Genomic DNA, 18162 nt, shown 5'->3' with positions numbered 1-18162 from the left:
TGATTAAGTTGTACTTGAAAATGATTATCATTCTTCATTGAGTGATAACTACCTAAATTGTGATTAATTTCCTAAATACAGATAAATGAAACATTGCTCTCTTTATTCCCCCTCTTTAATAAAGCGAGCATCCCTCATCCCCTAAAAAAGGAACCTGCTGGTACGGCAGGTTCCTTTTTTTGTTCTATTTAAATATTGACCTCACTAGGCTATCAAATCTAAAAGAAGCAAAGAATTTTCCCTGCTTCCGGTATTTATATCCCTTCTCCCTTAATCATCACTTGAAAACATATATTTCTTATGATGATATCGGATAGAGAAAATCAAGCTTATCGCTAACATATTCCCCATTAAAGAACTTCCACCATAACTGATAAATGGTAACGGGATCCCTGTGATTGGAAGAAGTCCCACTGTCATACCGATATTTTGAAAAACGTGGAACGTAAGCATACTTATAACACCTACACAAATATACGTATAAAAGTCGTTTTTTGTCTCCATTCCCACCTTTGTAATATGGTAGATCAGTAAGAAGAATAAACTAATTAAAATACTAGCCCCGATAAACCCAAATTCTTCTCCAACAATACTGAAGATGAAGTCTGTATGACTTTCTGGTAAATATACCTCTCTTGTCCCATATCCTTTTCCAGTTGTCTCACCAGAACCTATAGCCAATAGGGAACGCGTTAGCTGATACCCCGCTGAACTCTGATAATTATAGGGATCAAGCCAAGAATAAATTCTCCCGAACTGATATTCCTTTACACCAAGGAGCTTTTCCAATATATCTGGGTGCCAAAGAACAAAATAAAAAATCATTCCAATGAAAGAAACTCCAGCTCCGAAAATGGGAAAAAGAATCTTCCATGATACTCCTGAAATAAAAATCATTCCAAGCATAATAGAAATATATACCAAGGAGGTTCCTAAGTCTGGTTGCTGCATAACTAGAACAAGAGGAACAAACGTAACTGCAATAATTTTTCCAAGTAGCCATAGATCAGTTTGGACTGTTTTTATTTGGTGCTTTTGATGATGATCCACAATGACTCGGGATATAGCTAATATAATAAATACCTTTACAAACTCAGCTGGTTGCAATGAGCCTATCCCTGGAGCGCGGAACCAGCTTTTTGCACCATTTATAACTGGAGCAATGCTAGTTGGAGCTACAATCAAGAATCCTAACAAAAATATGCCAAAACCGTATGCGTACCAGGAGAGTTTTTTTAGCTGATCCGAATCTAACGTAACTACGGCAACGATAATCCCTGTTCCAATGACATACCAAACGATTTGCTTAATAAGAAAGTTTTCACCATATTGACCAGTAGATTGCGCACTATAGATGGCGACACAACTTGTTAGAAACAGAAGTAAGAGAATTAAGATCAAACTAAAATCGACTCTAGATGTTGAAACATTGTTATTATTTGAAGTCATGCTCATTCTCCTTTGATGATCAGAAAAGCACAAGGTCCTGTTCAGCGACGACTTTAAGGGCAGGCACTGACTGAAATAAAGAGAACACGAAGAGTGTTTGCCTTATTGTACATGAAGTACATTTAGTCGCTGGGATCTTATGCTGGACAGTTATCTAACTTCAAAAGTTTATACCTTCTTAACTTGTCCAAAACGAAGATTGTGTACAATTCTTCATTATATTTTTATTGAGAACAAATCACAACTTTTCTGTGAAGAATGGGTATTATTACATGATGTTTTCCTTATTATGTATTCCACTTAGTACGATTTCAGTTAAGCTTAAAGAGTATTCTCCCCTTCAATTACCTTTCTACTATTAAAAATAGCCTTTCATTAATTCAGTAGCCCACTCAGGCTGTCGGACTTCTCCATTTGATCCAAACTCAGCCATATATGGTTTTATATCCAACACGGGAGTACCATCAATAGCATCTAAATTTTTTACAGTTAACGTTACGCCATTGATCTCTTCAATTTCACAAATGGTAATTCCAATTTGATTCGGTCTATTTTTTCCTCTTTGACTAAAAATTCCTACCTTCGGCCAATCAGGATTGTTTCTAGGATGCCTTGCTTTTGTCTCGATTTTTTCTTTATTAACATTATGCATATAAAATGTAACGATTACGTGAGAAAAGTCCTCTAATCCATATAGCGCTTCTTCAGTAAAAAGGGCTCGATCTAATTGAATAGAAGCTTTCTCCAGACTCCACTGATCATCCAACATCTCTTTTCGTGTACTTTTAACAAACCCTATTGGTGTCATAGAAATACTCATCATGAACCTCCTATTATAAATGACTAAAATACTTTTGAATGATATCCTTTTGCATCCATTCTAAGTTGTCCGGAATCTGCGGAATTGAATATCCCATATATATTGGCGTTGTTATGAAACGAGGAACAATTTTTGCATATATCTCATCGTTGATTTTGTAGAAGAACAGATTGTAGCTGTTACATCTAAATGGAAACTCATTTAATATGTAGTGTGCTGCCGCCTGTATATAAAGTGCGAACTGCTCAACCTCGTTCATTCCTGTCATTTTTACATTGAACTCATAGAACCCGATTTTCGGTTTCGTTGATAGGGTGAAAACAACATTGTTTTGCTCCGCGATTTTCAAACCTAGAAAGTGTTCCTCCGATACCTTATCCAAATAATCAATGTTATTTAAACCAATGATTTGCATGTGAGGATGAGCAAGAGTTCCTCCTGATAAAGGCCCATGGTTCTTAAAAAAAATAACAGATTTATATTTTCTGCTTTCTTCCATAGAAATCCAATGATTTAAACCAAAGGTTATTAATGTTACTAAATGCTCCCTCGTATAGAGTGAAAGTTCGCTTAGACAATCATCCGTTTCGATCAAAACGGTTTGAAATGTATTTTCTAATACTGGAAATTTATTTTTCAAGAGCATGATTGAGTCTTTGACATCAATAATATCGGTTAATTCCTCTCTTTTACAAAAAGGACAGCTTTGATCTTTATTTCGTATATTTTCAGGCTTTTTCACCCCGATTGCTGTGTTAAAAAAAAGATGGGTACTGTTCATGTAATCCCCCTAATTCATCATTTCCTAAATTTTACTCTAACTTTATTATTCAAAATATCTAAACGTTTTTCAATAAAATAATTTGCATTTATAAGCACGTCTCGACTCAATCAACATACCTAGACAGCTAGCTATCTCTCTACTATTTCAAGTTGGATATCGGACTATTTCTGTTTTAAAGATGAAGTTTGTACTGAAATTCTATTAACTCTTTGTTATCTTGTGTCGTAATTGTGACTTGGCTAAACGAAACTTAACAAAACTTAACGATATGTAACATAAATCACATTTAAAAAGGAGTAAATGATTTATTTTTAACTAGGATCCAAAAGTAAGGAGGACACAAAGCTTGAATGGATATACCTATACACCAGATGAAATTGCTAAACTATTTAAAATTTCAAAGCATACCGTATATGAGCTAATCAAACGAGGGGAACTACAAGCATTTAAGGTTGGAAATAAAATGCGTGTTGAGGAATCAGAAGTAGATCGCTTTAAACAGAACATGGTGAGCTCTCCATCTAAGAATTCCCCTAAAGTCCAAGTAAACCCGTCTTCATTACGTTTGTCAGGTAGCCATGACTTTCTTGTTGAATATTTAGTTAAGTATATTACAAAAGAAGCTGATATTCTTTCCATCCAACCCACATTTATTGGCAGCTTAGAGGGTTTAATGATGCTACATAGGGGTTCTGCTGATATAGCAGCCATTCACCTACTAGATCCCGCATCTCACGAATACAATCTCCCTTTTATTAAACAAATATTTGTGCACGAAAAAATTACAGTTATGCGCTTAGCTAACCGCGAACAAGGGTTAATTGTTGCCAAGGATAATCCCAAGCAGATTACGGGATTTAGGGACCTTATTCGAAAAGACATATGCTTTGTGAACCGACAAAAAGGATCTGGAACCCGCTTCTTATTAGATTCTTTGCTAGCCAAAGAAGGAGTTGGACCGGAATCAATAAAAGGGTATGAAGTAGAAGAATGGAACCACCTATCCACTGCTTCTTATATTAGCCGTGGGGACGCAGATATCGCATTTGGTATTCGCTCTGCAGCAAGCCAACTCAATTTAGATTTTATCCCTATTGCAACAGAGCAGTTTGATCTTGTTTTTCGGTGGACACCTCAAAATGAGAGCAATCTTCAGCATTTGATTGATATGATCCAACTTACGACCTTCAAAGATCATGTATTAAAGCTCGATGGTTATGATGCAAGTGAATTAGGAACTATTATTTATGAGCATAGATGATTACTAACTATTAGTAATTACATTCAGGGGGAACAAAAGTGTGAGAAAGAATAAACTACTATTTTCTAGTTTAATTGGACTCCTTTTTATATCTCTAGTTGCATGTTCAAGCACAGCACCTAGCACTAAAGTAGAGTCTACAAATAGTCAGTCTAAAGAAGAAAAAATGGAAGTAAAAGATTTAATTTTGGCAACAACAACGAGCACTCAAGATAGTGGATTACTAGATATACTTATTCCTTTGTTTGAAGATCAGCATCCATCTATAAATTTAAAGACGATTGCAGTTGGAACAGGTCAAGCTCTTGAAATGGGGACAAAAGGTGAAGCGGATGTATTACTTGTCCACGCACCAGCCACAGAGCAGGAAATTGTTGATAGTGGAGATGCCATAAATCGCAAGCGCGTTATGTACAACGACTTTATTATTGTTGGACCTAAAGCTGACCAAGCAGGAATTAAAGGCATGGAAGTAAATGTGGCTTTCCAAAAATTATTTGATGAGAATAGCGTATTCGTTTCAAGAGGAGATGATTCAGGAACTCATAAGAAAGAACTATCTATCTGGAAATCCTTAAACATTACTCCAACAGATAACACTTCATATGTTGAAACTGGTCAAGGAATGGGACCTACTCTTCAATTATCTGCTGAAAAACAAGGCTATGTTTTAACAGATAGAGCGACTTTCTTAGCACAAGAAAAGAATTTATCCGATATGGAAATTACCGTTGAGGGTGACGAGGCATTATTAAACATCTACCACGTGATGCAAGTAAACCCTGAGAAACACGATAAGGTCTATAGTGAAGGTGCTGAGCTTTTCGTAGAATTTATGGTGAACGAAGAAACACAAAAGGTGATTGAGAAGTTTGGTAAAGAAGAATACGGACAATCCTTATTCTTCCCTTATACAGAGTAGAAAATCGTACCACTACCTATGAAGGGTTCTTTCTTATAGCCGATTAGGATATGGAAGAACCCAACAGAAAGCTGGAGGAAGCATGGAGCTTTTAATAGATGGATTAAAAAGGGCAATATACATGATCGCAACTGGGGACAGCGAGATATTTCACGTGACTTGGCTTACGTTAAGAGTCTCGTTAACTGCTGTATTAATAAGTACACTCATTGGTCTACCTACTGGAATTTTCCTCGGTTTAAAAAGATTCCCTGGCAGAAGAATTCTTCTAGTATTTATTAATATTGGCATGGGACTTCCCCCCGTTGTGGCGGGCTTATGGATTACCATGTTGTTATGGCGATCTGGACCGTTAGGAGATCTCTCTCTATTATTTTCTCCCACAGCTATTGTCATGGCCCAAGTTCTTGTGTCTCTACCCATTGTAATCGGGTTAACAAGCTCAGCCTTTCAGCAAATTGACTCAAAAATGCTTCTTCAAATTAAAGCGCTTGGTGCAACAAAGGGGCAATCTATTCTTCTCTTACTAAAAGAAACACGAATCGCTATTCTGGCAGCCATTATTGCCGGTTTTGGAAGAGTGATAGCAGAGGTTGGAGCTGCCATGATGGTTGGTGGAAACATTCGTGGTGAAACAAGAATCCTGACTACGTCGATTGTAATGGAAGTATCAAAAGGGAATTTTGATATTGCATTAGCCCTGTCTTTTATATTAATGACTATTGCATTCCTTATCACATTTTGTTTAACGTTTTTACAGCAAAGGAATCGAAGAATATGAGTATATTAATGAGATTAGAAAACATAAAATACGATGTTAAAGACAAGAGAATCCTTTCAATCTCTTCCCTATGTATCCAGAAAGGTAATATAGTTGGTATAATGGGGCCAAATGGCGCTGGAAAAAGTACTCTATTAAAGCTTTTATCTTTTCTTGATCAGCCGAGTTCAGGAAATCTATTTTACGAAGAACGTGAAATTTCAATGAGGACCATTACCATTGAACAACGGAGAAAGTTCGCCATAGCGCTTCAACAATCACTGCTCCTTAATACGACTGTTTTTAATAATGTTGCAGTGGGCTTAAAGCTTCGTAAAGAGTCAAAAAAAGTGATTAAAGAAAAGGTCTCTCATTGGTTAGATGTCTTTAAAATTTCTCACCTGGCAAAAAAGCATGCTTACCACTTATCGGGCGGTGAAGCACAAAGAGTCAATCTAGCAAGAGCCATGGTATTACAACCAAAAGTACTATTTTTGGATGAGCCTTTTTCAGCACTAGATTTTCCGACCAAAATGAAATTACTAAAGGATTTGAAAAATATATTAAAAGACACCAGCACAACAACAGTGTTCGTAAGCCATGACTTAATGGAAATTAAATATTTAACAGACGAATTATTGATTGTTATGGATGGTGAAATAAAACAATCAGGCACTACCAAGGACGTTACACACTCCCCGAACCGTATAACCGCACCTTTTCTAAATGAATGGAACATTACAATTTAACATATGACTGAGAAAAATACAGAATATACTAGTTTTTATACAGAGAAAAAGTAGCATATAGGGCTCCCACCTATATGCTACTTTTATATTTAATAGGAGGTTAGGGTTGTTAGAAGTTTAACGTACTTGTTACTTTAAATCCTTACAGAATATCTACTTCAACCAGAAGTGCTAGCAATAGTTGAAGCAATAGTTGGATAGACACTGCTACATCAGTATCTGTTGTAGTGATATTAACATCACGAGAGTTCTCTACATAGATGCTCTGACGGTTAACTTGTTGAATTTGAGAATATTGTAGTAACTCTTGAGTTACCTTTTCAGCTTGATCACTATCAGCAATTGTAATATTTACTACTAGAGCAATTGCTACCTGTAGTGCAGCTTGTAATGATACAGCTACTTGTGTTTCAGTTGAAGTAACATTAATGTTTAAGCTATCTTTAATAACAATCTTTTCACTTGAGCGTTGTTCAATATCAGATACTTGATCTGCCTCTTGTACAATGTCAGCGTCATCACCCGTAAACGGGAAGTTACTTGCAGGGTCTAGTGCAGTCCATCTTCTGTGACAGTCAGTAGTTGTTCCAAACACTTCCCCTCTTGTTTCACAGCGGTTTTTTCCACTTAACATAAACGTATCTCTCCTTTTCACTTAATTTTTATTTTTGCCCAACTTATCTCTTAAAGTTGTGCGAACCTTCTTGGCCTTCTCTTCAGCTTCTTCCAAACTTTCTGCTGCTTCTTTCTTTGTTTTCTTCACAAATTCATTCACTTGCTCTTCTAAGTCATGGAATAACTTCTTAATCTTTTCTTTTTCTTCTGAAGAAAGATCTCTTAGTTTTAATCCTTTGTTTTTCTTAACTACATCCTTCACGTGTAGCCCAACAAGATTTTTCGATAACTCCCTTAGCTTATCGTTTAGTTCTCCCAACACCTTTCACCCCCTTGACTCTTATACTATTTACATATGATTTTAAATCTACTAGGTGAGGGCTATTCCCTAGTCTAGTAAGAAAAGGCATTTTCATCAGTAGATTCGCCCTGTAGCAAATCCCTAATTTATTGGCCTTTTTACTACTTTTATATGGGATAATTACTATAAAGTGAGGGCTTTTCCACTAATCTAGTTATAAAAAGGCGCATGTCCTAGTAGATTCGTCTAATTCCAAATAAAATAAAAAAAGTGCCACCATAAATGTGACACTTCCCCTTTTTAACTATTCTCAAATCTTTGTACAGACCTTCTTTTATCATCATAAAATTCACTGAACTGATTATTCGTATATTCCTTAATGACACTCCGCCAAAAAGCTTGGGCAGGATAGTTCGTTTCTGTTTGGGTAATCTGCCATTTTCCCTTGTATAAATTGAATGCCTCAGTGGCTGCTTTCTTTCCGAACCCTTTCCCATTGTATTTTTTTAAAATGAAGAACTGTTCAATGCAAAAGTTAAAATCTTGGTCATTCAGTTCCTTAACAATGACAAACCCAATAAGATGCTCGTTATGTTTAATAAAATATGAAGAATATTGAGGGTCTGTAACGTATTCATCTACCAAGGCAAAACCATATTTCCCTTCTTCATTTACATCTATGTCTAAATATGGGCTAAATTCATAGACATAGTATTCCAATAAATTTTCAAGCACTTGTCGTTTCGTTTCATCAATTTTTTCTAAATTCATATCCATAGGAATGCTCCTCTTTGTATTTAAAATAGTTCAACATTAACACTATCTTCGATGCAACATTCCAATTTCCTTTAATTTTACCCTCACAATGTCCCCCCTGTAAGGCGCTCTCTATAGGTTTTCACCTCACAAAGTTAGCTTATTTCATAAACCCTTGTCTTATTTTTATAACTAGGTTCATATATTTGTATTTATGGAGGGGGTTTATATGAGAAATATAAAAACACCTATTGTTTCTGTATGGCTTTATATAAATGGATGGTTCCTTAGCATTATAATGGCATTTGTTCTTGCTGGCGTAGTTAGTACTTACTCTACTCCTTTTACCTCTGATACGATCAAGCCGTTGATTAAGGATTTGGATGCAGGGGAATTATTTATAAACCTTTTAAGGTCAGAGAACCATTATTTTTATACAGCCGGTGAAGATACTGATATTTACACTTTTTCCGACCTTGCTCTGAAACTGGCAACTAACATCCAACCTACTGATACGAGAACTTTTCTGGGAAGTGAATTACCTGGTTTTTCTATTTTTGATACAGAGATTGTGGTAGCTGGAGAAGGAACTGATTTTACCACTTTACCAATTGAATCGGCACCCCCAATGGATGTGCTTTTGAAAGAAAGAGAAATTGCCAATGAAATGCTGAAGGAAGAGGAGGACGAAAGCTCACCTCCGATGGTAACAGGCAAAAAATCTGTGTTTATTTATCATACTCATAGTTCAGAAGCCTTTATCCCCCTGTTAAAGGGAGTAACAAAAGCGAACGAGGCATTTAGTACAAACGAGAAGGTAAATGTTGTTGCTGTTGGGAAGCGGTTGGCAACTGAGTTGAACAAACATGGGATTGGAGTAGAGCTCGATACAACAAATATGACGGAAGAGCTCCAGAAAAAGAGTTGGACGTATGGAAAGTCCTACTCAGCATCTCGAAGCATTGTCCAGGAAGCGATGGCGACAAACGAAGATCTCGATTTCTTAATTGATATTCATCGAGATGGTCAACGGAAAGATATCACGACGAAAATGATAAACGGAAAACCATTTGCTCGATTGTTTTTTATCGTTGGTGAAGAAAATAAAAACTACGAACAGAACCTGAAAATAGCCAGTGAACTTGAAGTGATGCTTGAACAGAGATATCCAGGGATTAGTAGAGGGGTTTTTGTAAAAGGAAAAAGTGAAGGCAATGGAGTCTATAATCAAGACTTATCAACGAGAGCGCTCCTTGTAGAATTTGGAGGGGTTGATAATGATTTAACAGAGCTATATAACACCGTAGAAGTGTTTGCTGAAATATTTAGTGAATATTACCGGAAGGCTGAGATGGTAAATGGCTAAGTACTTAAAAGAACCTCATATATGTTTATTCATAACATTTATAAGCACGGTCATTCTTTATTACTTTATCGACCTAACCATCATAACGATATCCTGGTTTTTGGCAGGGATTATTTTATCTGTTATTCACTTTGTAAAAGATGAATTAATAAAAGGTGAGTTAAGTAAAGATATTTCCTCCGATTAGAGACTGAAAATTTTCTAATTTACTTTTTAAATACTATAATGGCAATAGTATGAAGAAGTATTAGGAGTGAAAAATATTGAAATTCGCCATTATAACAGGGGCTTCAAAAGGACTTGGAACATCTATTACAAAACGAATGATCGAGGAGCAGATTGGAGTTATCACAGTATCTAGAACTGAAAATGAGGAAATGAAAGCTCTAGCCACTTCCAGTAATTTGTTTTATCAACATGTTCCTTGTGATTTATCCAATATTGAACAGATTGAAGAGGCTTTTACAAAAATTGTTGAACTACTTGCTACCGAAAATCCTGAAGAGGTGTTTGTCTATAATAATGCCGGTATGGTTGAACCGATTGAAACGGTTGGCAAACTTCCTACTGAGAGAGTGGTAACAAATGTTCAGCTAAATTTGTTAGCTCCTATGATTATTTCGAACTTATTCCTGGAAAGAGCAAGCTCTTCAAAACTAACCATCGTAAATATTACATCTGGTGCAGCTGAAAGACCTATTCAAGGTTGGAGTACGTATTGCAGTACAAAAGCCGCTCTAAATATGTTTACGAAAACGGCAGCATTAGAGCAACAAACAGCTGGATCTGAGCATGTTATTATTGCATACAGTCCTGGGATTATGGATACAGAGATGCAGGGAGTCATCCGTTCATCTTCTCAAGAAAGCTTCCAGGATGTTGAAAAGTTTAAAGACTATAAGGAGCAAGGCTTGTTACGTGACACAGATACTGTCGCCAATGCTTTAATTGATTTGTTGTTAGCCAATAAAGCAGAAAGCGGAGTTGTGTATAACGTAAATGATTTGCTATAAAAGGCTTTTAAAAAGCAGCGATATCATGAATCGCTGCTTTTGTTTGTATTAGGATTGATCCAAGTCTGAAAGCTGAACGACTCCATTACGAACACGGACTACCTGATGTTCATTCTCCTTTTGAATAACAAAGAAACCATTTGAAAAATTAGTCGATAGTTCCCTAAAGAATATCCCGTCCAGGCCCTCTTCCTGTGTATCATCGAATACAAGGTAATATTCAGAATCTTTTTTTACAATCTGAGAGTTGATTCCTCTATCACAAAATTCAGATTGGTTATGAACTTCACGGTTAACTTCAACGACGTGTACATCTACTCCCTCTAGCTGTTGGAAAAGCTCATTGATAATCGACTGCTTCATAACAAGTTCAAGCTTTGATTGTACTGCTTGTCCAATTACGATTTGAGTGATATTTTCTTCCTTTGCTGTATCAGCTATTACAATAGAGACCTTTTTCCCTTCTGAGCATTTAGATAACATTTTTACATCATATTTTTCAGCTAATGTTTGAAACATTAACTTCGTTTGAAGCTGGTTAAAATCTAAATCATCATCCATATGATTTTTGTGGACTGAAAGGACAAGGCAACTACCACCAAATGCCTCTGCTAATAATCTCCCTCTCTGAATCAGTCTTTCTGCATGGTTAGGGTGACTGACACAAACTAAAATATTTTCCATTTATTTCACCTCAATATCCGTAACACAATTTACCAATATTATAACATAATGCAGGAAATTAAATTCCAGGATACACCCGAGGAATCAGATGGGGAATTTAATCATTTTTTTGTAAGCTTGTTTAAAGACAACGAAAAGTGGCTAAAATGCTACTACAAGTGTAATTCCCCCTTTGTTGGCCTCCTATTGGGAGGTCTTTTTCTTTTGTACATACTTTGGTCATTAGATGACAAACTATAGTTGATATATGTTGAAAAGGAGATTTGATCTAATGACGAAGAAATTCAATAAGGGTAGCAAAAACCAAAACTCTCCGAAAGCAGGTACAGAAGAGTTCGCCTCAGAAATAACTAGTGGCGATAACAGCAAGGGGAATAAAAGAAACAAAGATCAAAATGATAAAACAGATATGGATTAAGGATCGTTTACCACCTTGTCTTAATGGCATAGGTGGTGTTTTATTTTAGAGTAGTGACTAGTTTTTATTGATATGATGAAAATTAGGTATTAATAAACTTGTTTAGTACACAAAATTCGTACAATCTACAAAAATTGTGCACTAATCTCTTGCTTTAATACCAAATTCCTTTTCATTTTATAAAAAACAAGCACTAATAGTGGTTCTTAATGCACGAATATCAGTAAAACTATGAAAAACTGACATTAATCTATGCGAACTCCCTTTGAACATTTTATGAACTCTAACACCCGCATATTGATTAGTACACTAACTAATTTTATAATATAGTTAGTATGCCAAACTATATTACAAAAGAGGATCTACTATGAAGAATCTAGGTTACCTACTAAACTCATCTGCCAAGTTAATAAAATACCAGTTAAACAAGAGACTTGAAGAAGAAAACTTCACCGCAACTCAATGGGCTGTGATAAAAGATTTACAAATGCTTGAAGAACAAAAAGCCCATGATAATCAGTATATGTCTGTATCTATTGCCGGGCGCCTCGATATGGATAAACCAACCATTTCAGGTGTAGTAAAGCGACTTCTTGAAAAAGGCTTTATTCAAAAGCTCCCACACCCCACTGATAAAAGAGCCCATATTCTTCAGCTAACTGAACAAACGAAAGAAATTTTACCGACTTTGGAAAAGAAGAGTGAAGAGACGATTTCGGTTGCTTTGCAGGGGTTTTCGGAAAAGGAAATCAGCGAATTAACCTCCTACTTAGTAAGAATAAATATGAATTTAAAGGACTGATCATGATGGAGAAAGTTCTCGTAACTGGCTCAACAGGTAATATTGGTTATTACGTAGTAGAGCAACTCGCAAAGCGAGGAGAACAAGTAAAAGCAGGAGTATTTACAGTTGAAAAGGCAAAGGATATATTCTCCGAACCGGAAGTAGAAATCGTTCCATTTGACTTTCAAAACCCGGAAACATTTGAACATGCCTTACAAGGAGTGGACAGGGTTTTCTTAGTCCGCCCCCCACAGCTTGCGAATCCGAAAGAGGATATGAAACCATTCTTGGAAAAAGTGAAAGAAAAAGGGATTAAACAAGTCGTATTTGTTTCATTAATGGGAGTTGAAAAAAATCCTGTTGTTCCCCACCGTAAAATTGAGGATATGATTAAAGAACTACAAATACCTTACACATTTTTAAGACCTAGCTTCTTCATGCAAAATCTAAATACAACGCATAAAGAAGATATAAAGTTACGTAATGAACTATTCATGCCTGTCGGAAAAGCTAAAACGAGTTTTATTGACACAAGAGATATTGCAGAGGTCGCAGCCGTTTGTCTATCTGAAGAAGGTCATATCGGAAAAGCATACACACTCACTGGAAATGAAGCACTAGACTACTATGAAATTGAAACAATCCTCTCTGAGATTCTTGGTAGAAAAATAGAGTATAAGAATCCAGGTGTATTTGAGTTCAGACGGACCATTATTCAACGTGGAATAAGAAAAGATTTTGCAAATGTCATGACCATGCTTTACTTAGTAACAAAAATGAAAACAGCTGAAAAGGTTACAGAAGATACGGAGTACCTTTTAAAAAGGAAACCTATCTCGTTTAAACAATATGCTCTCGACCATAAGGAACACTGGATATAAATGCCAGTTGAAACAAGGCTGATTGAGTAGAATCAGCCTTTTATTCCTAAAAATTATCCTTTAAAAACTCTACAATATTTTTACTAATCATTTGATGTTGCTGGTGGACATTTACCTTGTCTGATATGGCAAGATACGGGCTAAACAAGTAGTAATCACTGAAACTCATGTGTGTTCCATTGATTTGAACCATATCACTTGCATACGTTTCAAACTGTTTTTTACGGTTTTTGAGCTCCTTAGACAACGTGACGAACTCTTCGTTTGTCATTCCTAGCATCTTAAGTGTGTTTTTATCAGGCGTTTCTGTTTGGTCAGATATTTGGCCCGCATCTACAGTCATCCATAAAAATGGCTTATACTGCGCATCAGTTCTGACCTTCTCCCCAAAAAATGTTCCATCCATATTAATGCCAAGCTTGACTCTATCATCCTGAATCAATGTTTGAAACGCAGTTGCTCCACCAAAGGAGTGCCCCATTACCCCTATCCTTTCTAGATCTAACTTTCCTTTATAAAAAGGATCTGAAGCAAGGTCCTCTAGGAAATCTAGTATGAACTGATGATCTTTTCCCCAAACAGATGCAATCAACTCATCCCAAGCTTTTAGGTCTAAAGGTGAAGGAATTTTATCATCCAAATATGCACTCTTTCCATCTGGAAACACCGTCAAACTCGAATGGTAGGAGTGATCTATACTTATGACAACAAACCCTTGACTAACCACTTCTTCAATAAGGGTTGTATACATAAATCTAGTTCCTGGAAATCCGTGTGAAAAAATGATTACCGGAAACGATTCTTCTCCTTTAGCAATCGCAGCATTTTCATGTCCGTTTGTTTGAATTTCTTTCAGGTATTGAAGAAAAAACGTAGGAATACCCGTTTCTTTATTAATAGCTTTTAGAAATGTCCCGGCATTTTCAATATAACTAGCGGATGGGTGATGACTTGCTCTATCGATTGGATATGATATTGAAACCATAAGCTCCCTATAATCCCCGCTTTCTTCCGTAAACGTCTCTTCTCTGCTATAATCCGTTAAATGAAGGGAGCTCCTACCAACATCATAAGGTCCTGTAGGAATTGTAAAACTAAATACAGGGAATAGGACTGGCAATATTAGTGAAAAAACAGAAATTACTACAAAAGCAGTGATCCCTTTCCACTTCAGCCTTAATTGCAGCTGATTTATACTTAACTTTCTATAGATTATAAGAATAGTAGTGATCGCCATAAAATAAGTCGGAATCATTTGCCAACGGTAACCTTCTACTAGAAAGTGAGTTAAAAATATACCCATTAAAAGAAAAGCAAGAGTCCTTACCAAACGACAATTCTTTTGGATTCTTGCAAGTAGAAGAATGAAAGTCAGACTACTAATAGAAAACAATGCTAATTCAAATATTCGCATTACTTCAGCCTCCTTCTTTGACCTTATTAATAATTTATCAACAATAAGTCAATAGGAAGTAGTGAATGAAGTCATCATTGAAGTCATAATAAGGAAGAATAAATGGACAGCTGTAGAAGCGTTAGTAAAAAGAAAAAAGCTCATGTCAAAGACACAGCTTTATTTTTCACCTTTTATCTTATTAATGGCATCCAATCTGTTTGTAACATCTAACTTTGCGTATAGTCTTGATACATAATTTTTAACCGTGCCCTCAGTTAAGTAGTATTTTTCTGAAATCTCTTTGTTGCTTAGTCCATTTGCAATACTCTTTAAAATGTCTCCCTCTCGTTCAGAAAGGCCATATTTTTTGTTTAAAGTTTCTTCCGCTTTTTCATCAGGAATGGATGATAATAATTGTCGTGCTAACACTTGAGATATTAACGTTTCTCCTCTGTTAACGAGACGTATACTTGATGCTAAATCGTTAGGATGAATGGCTTTCAACAAGTATGCCTCTGCACCATTTTTTAACGCATCTTTCACGTAATCGACTTCTTGAAAAGTGGTTAAAATAATTATTTTCACATCTGAATATGATTGTTTAATTAACTTTGTTGCTGTAATACCGTCCATAACAGGCATGTTAAGATCCATTAGAATAATATCTGGCCTCATTTTTATAGCTTGATCGTACGCTTCTTGACCGTTTGATGCCACCCCAACTAACTCAAAATCTTCTTCCATTTCTAAAACAATCTTCAGACTCTCTCTGATTAAATCTTGGTCATCTACTAAAAGCAATTTAATTTTCTCCATGACTCATCTCCCTAACTGGAACATAACATGTTACCGTGGTACCAATGCCGAGTTCCGTATGTACTTGCAAATCCCCTTGTAATGTGGAAAGTCTATCTCTCATTCCTTTTAACCCAAATCCAAATGAAACCTTCTCACTACCTTTTCCATTGTCAGATATAGTTAGAATTATTTCGTTTGATTTAAACTCTAAGTTAACCTTCATTTCAGTTGCTTCTCCATGCCTTTTCGCATTGGTCAAACTCTCCTGCAAACACCTTGAGAGAACCAGTTTAGCGTGTTTTGATACCTTATATTCGTTCCCCTGTACATTCCAAGAAACTTCCGTGCTTGTATATTCTGCAAACTCCACCTTGATATGCTCCAGTACAGATGAAAGAGAGAGTTCCTGTTCATCAACTGCAATTTCATGAATTTGCTGTCTAAAATTATCTAATCCACTCGCAGTAACATTTCTTAATAGAGCTAATTTTTCTTTCGCTTTATTTGGGTCACGGTCCATTAATAAATTTACTGCATCCATTCCAACAATCACTGATGTAAGAGTATGACCGATTGTATCATGCAACTCTCCTGCTAAACGGTTCCTTTCTGTTTGGAGGGTAAACTCTTCTATCTTTTTTGAATATTGTTCAAGAGCTCTATTTTGTGTTTCAATTAGCTTATTTTTATTTTCATTCTCGGCAAGGAGTGTTCTAATCTTTTGCTGAGTGCTTAACATTTTATTAAAACTAAACCCGAAACCGTACATCATAATAACAAGAAAAAATTGAGTCAAATAATCCATTACGGCGGTGTCATGCCAAAACATACAAAGAGATAAAGCAAATAACGTTACAGGCACCAAAATAACTGTTTTTTTAGTTGCTAAGTGTCCCGTTACTAATGCAGGCATAATTAAAAACGAGGCTTGAGTTTGAAGTTGTAAATAGAATGTGAAATAGAAATATAAGCTACTAGATAGGAGTAACTCGGTGATAATAAACCATTCTTTATGTACAGTGCCCGGTCTCCAAAAAATATGTGGAACTAGCATACTAATGAGAATCCATAGTACAAGCACTTCCGTTCTACCGCCAACATCTTCAGGGGTTGCAATCACATAAACAATGCATTGAAACAAGAAAGCTATTCGGAAGATAGCTAAAACATAATCAACCCAAGACCATTTTATTTTCATCCTCTTAACTCCTATGAGAGTATTAACAACCTAAAACATTTTTTCCTTTTTTTACATTTTTCACCCTTATCATAGCAGTCTATTAGTATATTTTCTATATATTTTGTAACAAAAAATCGATGCCTAAAGACATCGATTCCACATTTTATATGTTAATGTTAAGTCCCTCATTTATTGCTTCCCAATCAAGAGGTCGTGCTAGCCTGTTTTCGATTTTCGTTAGCGGTTTAAACCCATATTTTTGATACAAGGCATGCGCATCCTCTGTCGAAAGGTTAAAGCTAGTACCTTTGAGCTGTGGGTGTTCAATGATGATGCTCATTAACCATTTGCTCAATCCCCTTCCACGGTATTCCGGAAGGATAAATACATCACCTAACCAAGAAAAGCGAACTAAGTCAGAAACAACTCGTGCAAATCCTACTAACTTTCTTTGTTCGAGCGTTCCCTCGTACACTCCATAACATAAAATCGAATTTCTAATAGCCTCTTCTACTAGGTTCCGATCAATCCCTTTAGCCCAGTATGAGTCATGGTGCAAAAATCTATATATTACTTCAAGTTCTAACAAACTTTTATCCGTACTGATAAAAAAATCATCGTGAGTCCAGATAGTCTCTTTTATCATCTTAATTCTCTCCTAATACAAAGTCATACATTTATTTGATAAAATCGATACCCATTATGCTCTTCCAAATCCCCCGTAAGACCGTCTAGATCTTTCACATACTCCATTCCTAATCCTTCAATAATGGCCCTAGAAGCTAAGTTATCTGGGTGAACGGTGGTAACGATTCTCTTTAACCCTATTCTATTTATTCCATATTCAAAAATTGCTTGTGCCGCTTCTTTTGCAAAACCTTTGCCCTGGAATTCCCTAGTAATCTCATAATATAGTTCTATTTCTCCTTCTTTCACATCACAAGGACCCAGTCCACAAACGCCTACAAATTGGCCTGTTTCCTTTAATAGAACAGCAAGATTAAACTTATAAATTTTTTCAGGCGTGTTTTTTTCGTTACATTCTTTTGACCACTGAATAAGACGCATAACTTGCTGAATGGATGTAGGTAGTTCATCCGGAATATATTTGTAGTGGTCAGGAACTTGCAACATCTGAAAAATAGGTTCTGCATCTTCATCGATGTATGGACGAATGATTAAACGATCGGTTTCAATTTTCGCATTTACAAACATATAAAATTCC

The 18162-nt window shown here is 36.0% G+C and carries 22 protein-coding genes; 10 read left to right on the top strand and 12 right to left on the bottom strand.

Annotation, left to right across the window (positions count from 1 at the left end):
* Nucleotides 1-270: 270 nt before the first annotated feature.
* The 3 genes from ACFYKX_RS17000 to ACFYKX_RS16990 all read right to left on the bottom strand — a co-directional run bounded on the left by ACFYKX_RS17000 (nt 271) and on the right by ACFYKX_RS16990 (nt 3050).
* A complete protein-coding gene (locus tag ACFYKX_RS17000; protein WP_389362266.1) occupies nt 271-1449 on the bottom strand; it encodes an FtsW/RodA/SpoVE family cell cycle protein in 1179 nt (392 codons plus the stop codon).
* 358 nt (nt 1450-1807) lie between these two features.
* Nucleotides 1808-2272, bottom strand: a complete 465-nt coding sequence (gene tsaA / locus ACFYKX_RS16995) for a tRNA (N6-threonylcarbamoyladenosine(37)-N6)-methyltransferase TrmO (RefSeq protein WP_389362265.1) — start codon at nt 2270-2272, stop codon at nt 1808-1810.
* A 10-nt stretch (nt 2273-2282) separates the two neighbouring features.
* On the bottom strand, nt 2283-3050 hold the full coding sequence (locus ACFYKX_RS16990) for a DUF4931 domain-containing protein (RefSeq protein ID WP_389362264.1): 768 nt from the start codon (nt 3048-3050) through the stop codon (nt 2283-2285).
* 349 nt (nt 3051-3399) lie between these two features.
* Here ACFYKX_RS16990 and ACFYKX_RS16985 point away from each other — a divergent pair, with 349 nt between their 5' ends.
* From ACFYKX_RS16985 to ACFYKX_RS16970, 4 genes are all read left to right on the top strand, one after another.
* Nucleotides 3400-4314: a substrate-binding domain-containing protein gene (locus tag ACFYKX_RS16985; RefSeq protein ID WP_389362263.1), complete on the top strand. Its 915-nt coding sequence runs from the start codon at nt 3400-3402 to the stop codon at nt 4312-4314.
* A 40-nt stretch (nt 4315-4354) separates the two neighbouring features.
* On the top strand, nt 4355-5236 hold the full coding sequence (locus ACFYKX_RS16980) for a substrate-binding domain-containing protein (RefSeq protein WP_389362262.1): 882 nt from the start codon (nt 4355-4357) through the stop codon (nt 5234-5236).
* Nucleotides 5237-5318: 82 nt separating this feature from the next.
* Nucleotides 5319-6017 (top strand): ABC transporter permease, encoded by a 699-nt coding sequence (locus ACFYKX_RS16975; RefSeq protein WP_389362261.1) that lies wholly within the window; start codon nt 5319-5321, stop codon nt 6015-6017.
* Complete coding sequence (locus ACFYKX_RS16970; RefSeq protein ID WP_389362260.1) at nt 6014-6745, top strand: ABC transporter ATP-binding protein; 732 nt, start codon at nt 6014-6016, stop codon at nt 6743-6745. The genes ACFYKX_RS16975 and ACFYKX_RS16970 overlap by 4 nt, the downstream gene beginning before the upstream one ends.
* A 142-nt stretch (nt 6746-6887) precedes the next feature.
* Here the strand turns inward: ACFYKX_RS16970 and ACFYKX_RS16965 are convergent, their stop codons facing one another.
* From ACFYKX_RS16965 to ACFYKX_RS16955, 3 genes are all read right to left on the bottom strand, one after another.
* Nucleotides 6888-7379: a spore coat protein gene (locus ACFYKX_RS16965; RefSeq protein WP_389362259.1), complete on the bottom strand. Its 492-nt coding sequence runs from the start codon at nt 7377-7379 to the stop codon at nt 6888-6890.
* 21 nt (nt 7380-7400) lie between these two features.
* Complete coding sequence (locus ACFYKX_RS16960; protein ID WP_389362258.1) at nt 7401-7679, bottom strand: hypothetical protein; 279 nt, start codon at nt 7677-7679, stop codon at nt 7401-7403.
* A 282-nt stretch (nt 7680-7961) separates the two neighbouring features.
* A complete protein-coding gene (locus ACFYKX_RS16955; RefSeq protein WP_389362257.1) occupies nt 7962-8438 on the bottom strand; it encodes a GNAT family N-acetyltransferase in 477 nt (158 codons plus the stop codon).
* 208 nt (nt 8439-8646) lie between these two features.
* Here ACFYKX_RS16955 and spoIIP point away from each other — a divergent pair, with 208 nt between their 5' ends.
* From spoIIP to ACFYKX_RS16940, 3 genes are all read left to right on the top strand, one after another.
* A complete protein-coding gene (gene spoIIP / locus ACFYKX_RS16950; RefSeq protein ID WP_389362256.1) occupies nt 8647-9783 on the top strand; it encodes a stage II sporulation protein P in 1137 nt (378 codons plus the stop codon).
* A complete protein-coding gene (locus ACFYKX_RS16945; protein WP_389362255.1) occupies nt 9776-9970 on the top strand; it encodes a hypothetical protein in 195 nt (64 codons plus the stop codon). Before spoIIP ends, ACFYKX_RS16945 begins: the two co-directional genes overlap by 8 nt.
* Before the next feature lie 76 nt (nt 9971-10046).
* Complete coding sequence (locus ACFYKX_RS16940) at nt 10047-10796, top strand: (S)-benzoin forming benzil reductase (protein ID WP_389362254.1); 750 nt, start codon at nt 10047-10049, stop codon at nt 10794-10796.
* 48 nt (nt 10797-10844) lie between these two features.
* On the opposite strand, the gene ACFYKX_RS16935 is transcribed toward ACFYKX_RS16940, so the two are convergent.
* Nucleotides 10845-11480: a histidine kinase gene (locus tag ACFYKX_RS16935; protein WP_389362253.1), complete on the bottom strand. Its 636-nt coding sequence runs from the start codon at nt 11478-11480 to the stop codon at nt 10845-10847.
* A gap of 271 nt (nt 11481-11751) precedes the next feature.
* Here ACFYKX_RS16935 and ACFYKX_RS16930 point away from each other — a divergent pair, with 271 nt between their 5' ends.
* The 3 genes from ACFYKX_RS16930 to ACFYKX_RS16920 all read left to right on the top strand — a co-directional run bounded on the left by ACFYKX_RS16930 (nt 11752) and on the right by ACFYKX_RS16920 (nt 13563).
* Nucleotides 11752-11898: a hypothetical protein gene (locus ACFYKX_RS16930; RefSeq protein ID WP_389362252.1), complete on the top strand. Its 147-nt coding sequence runs from the start codon at nt 11752-11754 to the stop codon at nt 11896-11898.
* A gap of 367 nt (nt 11899-12265) precedes the next feature.
* Complete coding sequence (locus ACFYKX_RS16925; RefSeq protein WP_389362251.1) at nt 12266-12700, top strand: MarR family winged helix-turn-helix transcriptional regulator; 435 nt, start codon at nt 12266-12268, stop codon at nt 12698-12700.
* A gap of 2 nt (nt 12701-12702) precedes the next feature.
* Nucleotides 12703-13563, top strand: coding sequence for an SDR family oxidoreductase (locus ACFYKX_RS16920; protein WP_389362250.1), 861 nt, complete (start codon nt 12703-12705; stop codon nt 13561-13563).
* Nucleotides 13564-13609: 46 nt separating this feature from the next.
* On the opposite strand, the gene ACFYKX_RS16915 is transcribed toward ACFYKX_RS16920, so the two are convergent.
* From ACFYKX_RS16915 to ACFYKX_RS16895, 5 genes are all read right to left on the bottom strand, one after another.
* On the bottom strand, nt 13610-14977 hold the full coding sequence (locus ACFYKX_RS16915; protein ID WP_389362249.1) for an alpha/beta hydrolase family protein: 1368 nt from the start codon (nt 14975-14977) through the stop codon (nt 13610-13612).
* Between the two features lie 159 nt (nt 14978-15136).
* Nucleotides 15137-15775: a response regulator gene (locus ACFYKX_RS16910; RefSeq protein ID WP_389362248.1), complete on the bottom strand. Its 639-nt coding sequence runs from the start codon at nt 15773-15775 to the stop codon at nt 15137-15139.
* The gene (locus ACFYKX_RS16905; RefSeq protein WP_389362247.1) at nt 15762-16955 is read right to left on the bottom strand and encodes a histidine kinase; all 1194 of its coding nucleotides are present in this window, start codon (nt 16953-16955) and stop codon (nt 15762-15764) included. The genes ACFYKX_RS16910 and ACFYKX_RS16905 overlap by 14 nt, the downstream gene beginning before the upstream one ends.
* Nucleotides 16956-17100: 145 nt before the next feature.
* Nucleotides 17101-17583 carry a GNAT family N-acetyltransferase gene (locus ACFYKX_RS16900; protein ID WP_389362246.1) on the bottom strand — a complete coding sequence of 161 codons (483 nt, stop codon included), beginning with the start codon at nt 17581-17583 and terminating at the stop codon, nt 17101-17103.
* 23 nt (nt 17584-17606) lie between these two features.
* Entirely contained in the window at nt 17607-18152 is a 546-nt protein-coding gene (locus ACFYKX_RS16895) for a GNAT family N-acetyltransferase (protein WP_389362245.1), read from the bottom strand.
* Nucleotides 18153-18162 lie beyond the last annotated feature (10 nt).

This window comes from Cytobacillus spartinae, from assembly GCF_042865285.1.
In the GTDB taxonomy this organism is placed as follows: domain Bacteria; phylum Bacillota; class Bacilli; order Bacillales; family Cytobacillaceae; genus Robertmurraya_A; species Robertmurraya_A spartinae.
This window is presented reverse-complemented; position numbering and strand designations above follow the sequence as displayed.

What these genes read in the sequence shown, in the direction of transcription:
- ACFYKX_RS17000 (WP_389362266.1), bottom strand. Translation starts at nt 1,449, where the DNA reads ATGACTTCAAATAATAACAATGTTTCAACATCTAGAGTCGATTTTAGT.
- tsaA (WP_389362265.1), bottom strand. Translation starts at nt 2,272, where the DNA reads ATGATGAGTATTTCTATGACACCAATAGGGTTTGTTAAAAGTACACGA.
- ACFYKX_RS16990 (WP_389362264.1), bottom strand. Translation starts at nt 3,050, where the DNA reads ATGAACAGTACCCATCTTTTTTTTAACACAGCAATCGGGGTGAAAAAG.
- ACFYKX_RS16975 (WP_389362261.1), top strand. Translation starts at nt 5,319, where the DNA reads ATGGAGCTTTTAATAGATGGATTAAAAAGGGCAATATACATGATCGCA.
- ACFYKX_RS16970 (WP_389362260.1), top strand. Translation starts at nt 6,014, where the DNA reads ATGAGTATATTAATGAGATTAGAAAACATAAAATACGATGTTAAAGAC.
- ACFYKX_RS16965 (WP_389362259.1), bottom strand. Translation starts at nt 7,379, where the DNA reads ATGTTAAGTGGAAAAAACCGCTGTGAAACAAGAGGGGAAGTGTTTGGA.
- ACFYKX_RS16955 (WP_389362257.1), bottom strand. Translation starts at nt 8,438, where the DNA reads ATGGATATGAATTTAGAAAAAATTGATGAAACGAAACGACAAGTGCTT.
- spoIIP (WP_389362256.1), top strand. Translation starts at nt 8,647, where the DNA reads ATGAGAAATATAAAAACACCTATTGTTTCTGTATGGCTTTATATAAAT.
- ACFYKX_RS16945 (WP_389362255.1), top strand. Translation starts at nt 9,776, where the DNA reads ATGGCTAAGTACTTAAAAGAACCTCATATATGTTTATTCATAACATTT.
- ACFYKX_RS16935 (WP_389362253.1), bottom strand. Translation starts at nt 11,480, where the DNA reads ATGGAAAATATTTTAGTTTGTGTCAGTCACCCTAACCATGCAGAAAGA.
- ACFYKX_RS16930 (WP_389362252.1), top strand. Translation starts at nt 11,752, where the DNA reads ATGACGAAGAAATTCAATAAGGGTAGCAAAAACCAAAACTCTCCGAAA.
- ACFYKX_RS16925 (WP_389362251.1), top strand. Translation starts at nt 12,266, where the DNA reads ATGAAGAATCTAGGTTACCTACTAAACTCATCTGCCAAGTTAATAAAA.
- ACFYKX_RS16920 (WP_389362250.1), top strand. Translation starts at nt 12,703, where the DNA reads ATGATGGAGAAAGTTCTCGTAACTGGCTCAACAGGTAATATTGGTTAT.
- ACFYKX_RS16915 (WP_389362249.1), bottom strand. Translation starts at nt 14,977, where the DNA reads ATGCGAATATTTGAATTAGCATTGTTTTCTATTAGTAGTCTGACTTTC.
- ACFYKX_RS16910 (WP_389362248.1), bottom strand. Translation starts at nt 15,775, where the DNA reads ATGGAGAAAATTAAATTGCTTTTAGTAGATGACCAAGATTTAATCAGA.
- ACFYKX_RS16905 (WP_389362247.1), bottom strand. Translation starts at nt 16,955, where the DNA reads ATGAAAATAAAATGGTCTTGGGTTGATTATGTTTTAGCTATCTTCCGA.
- ACFYKX_RS16900 (WP_389362246.1), bottom strand. Translation starts at nt 17,583, where the DNA reads ATGATAAAAGAGACTATCTGGACTCACGATGATTTTTTTATCAGTACG.
- ACFYKX_RS16895 (WP_389362245.1), bottom strand. Translation starts at nt 18,152, where the DNA reads ATGTTTGTAAATGCGAAAATTGAAACCGATCGTTTAATCATTCGTCCA.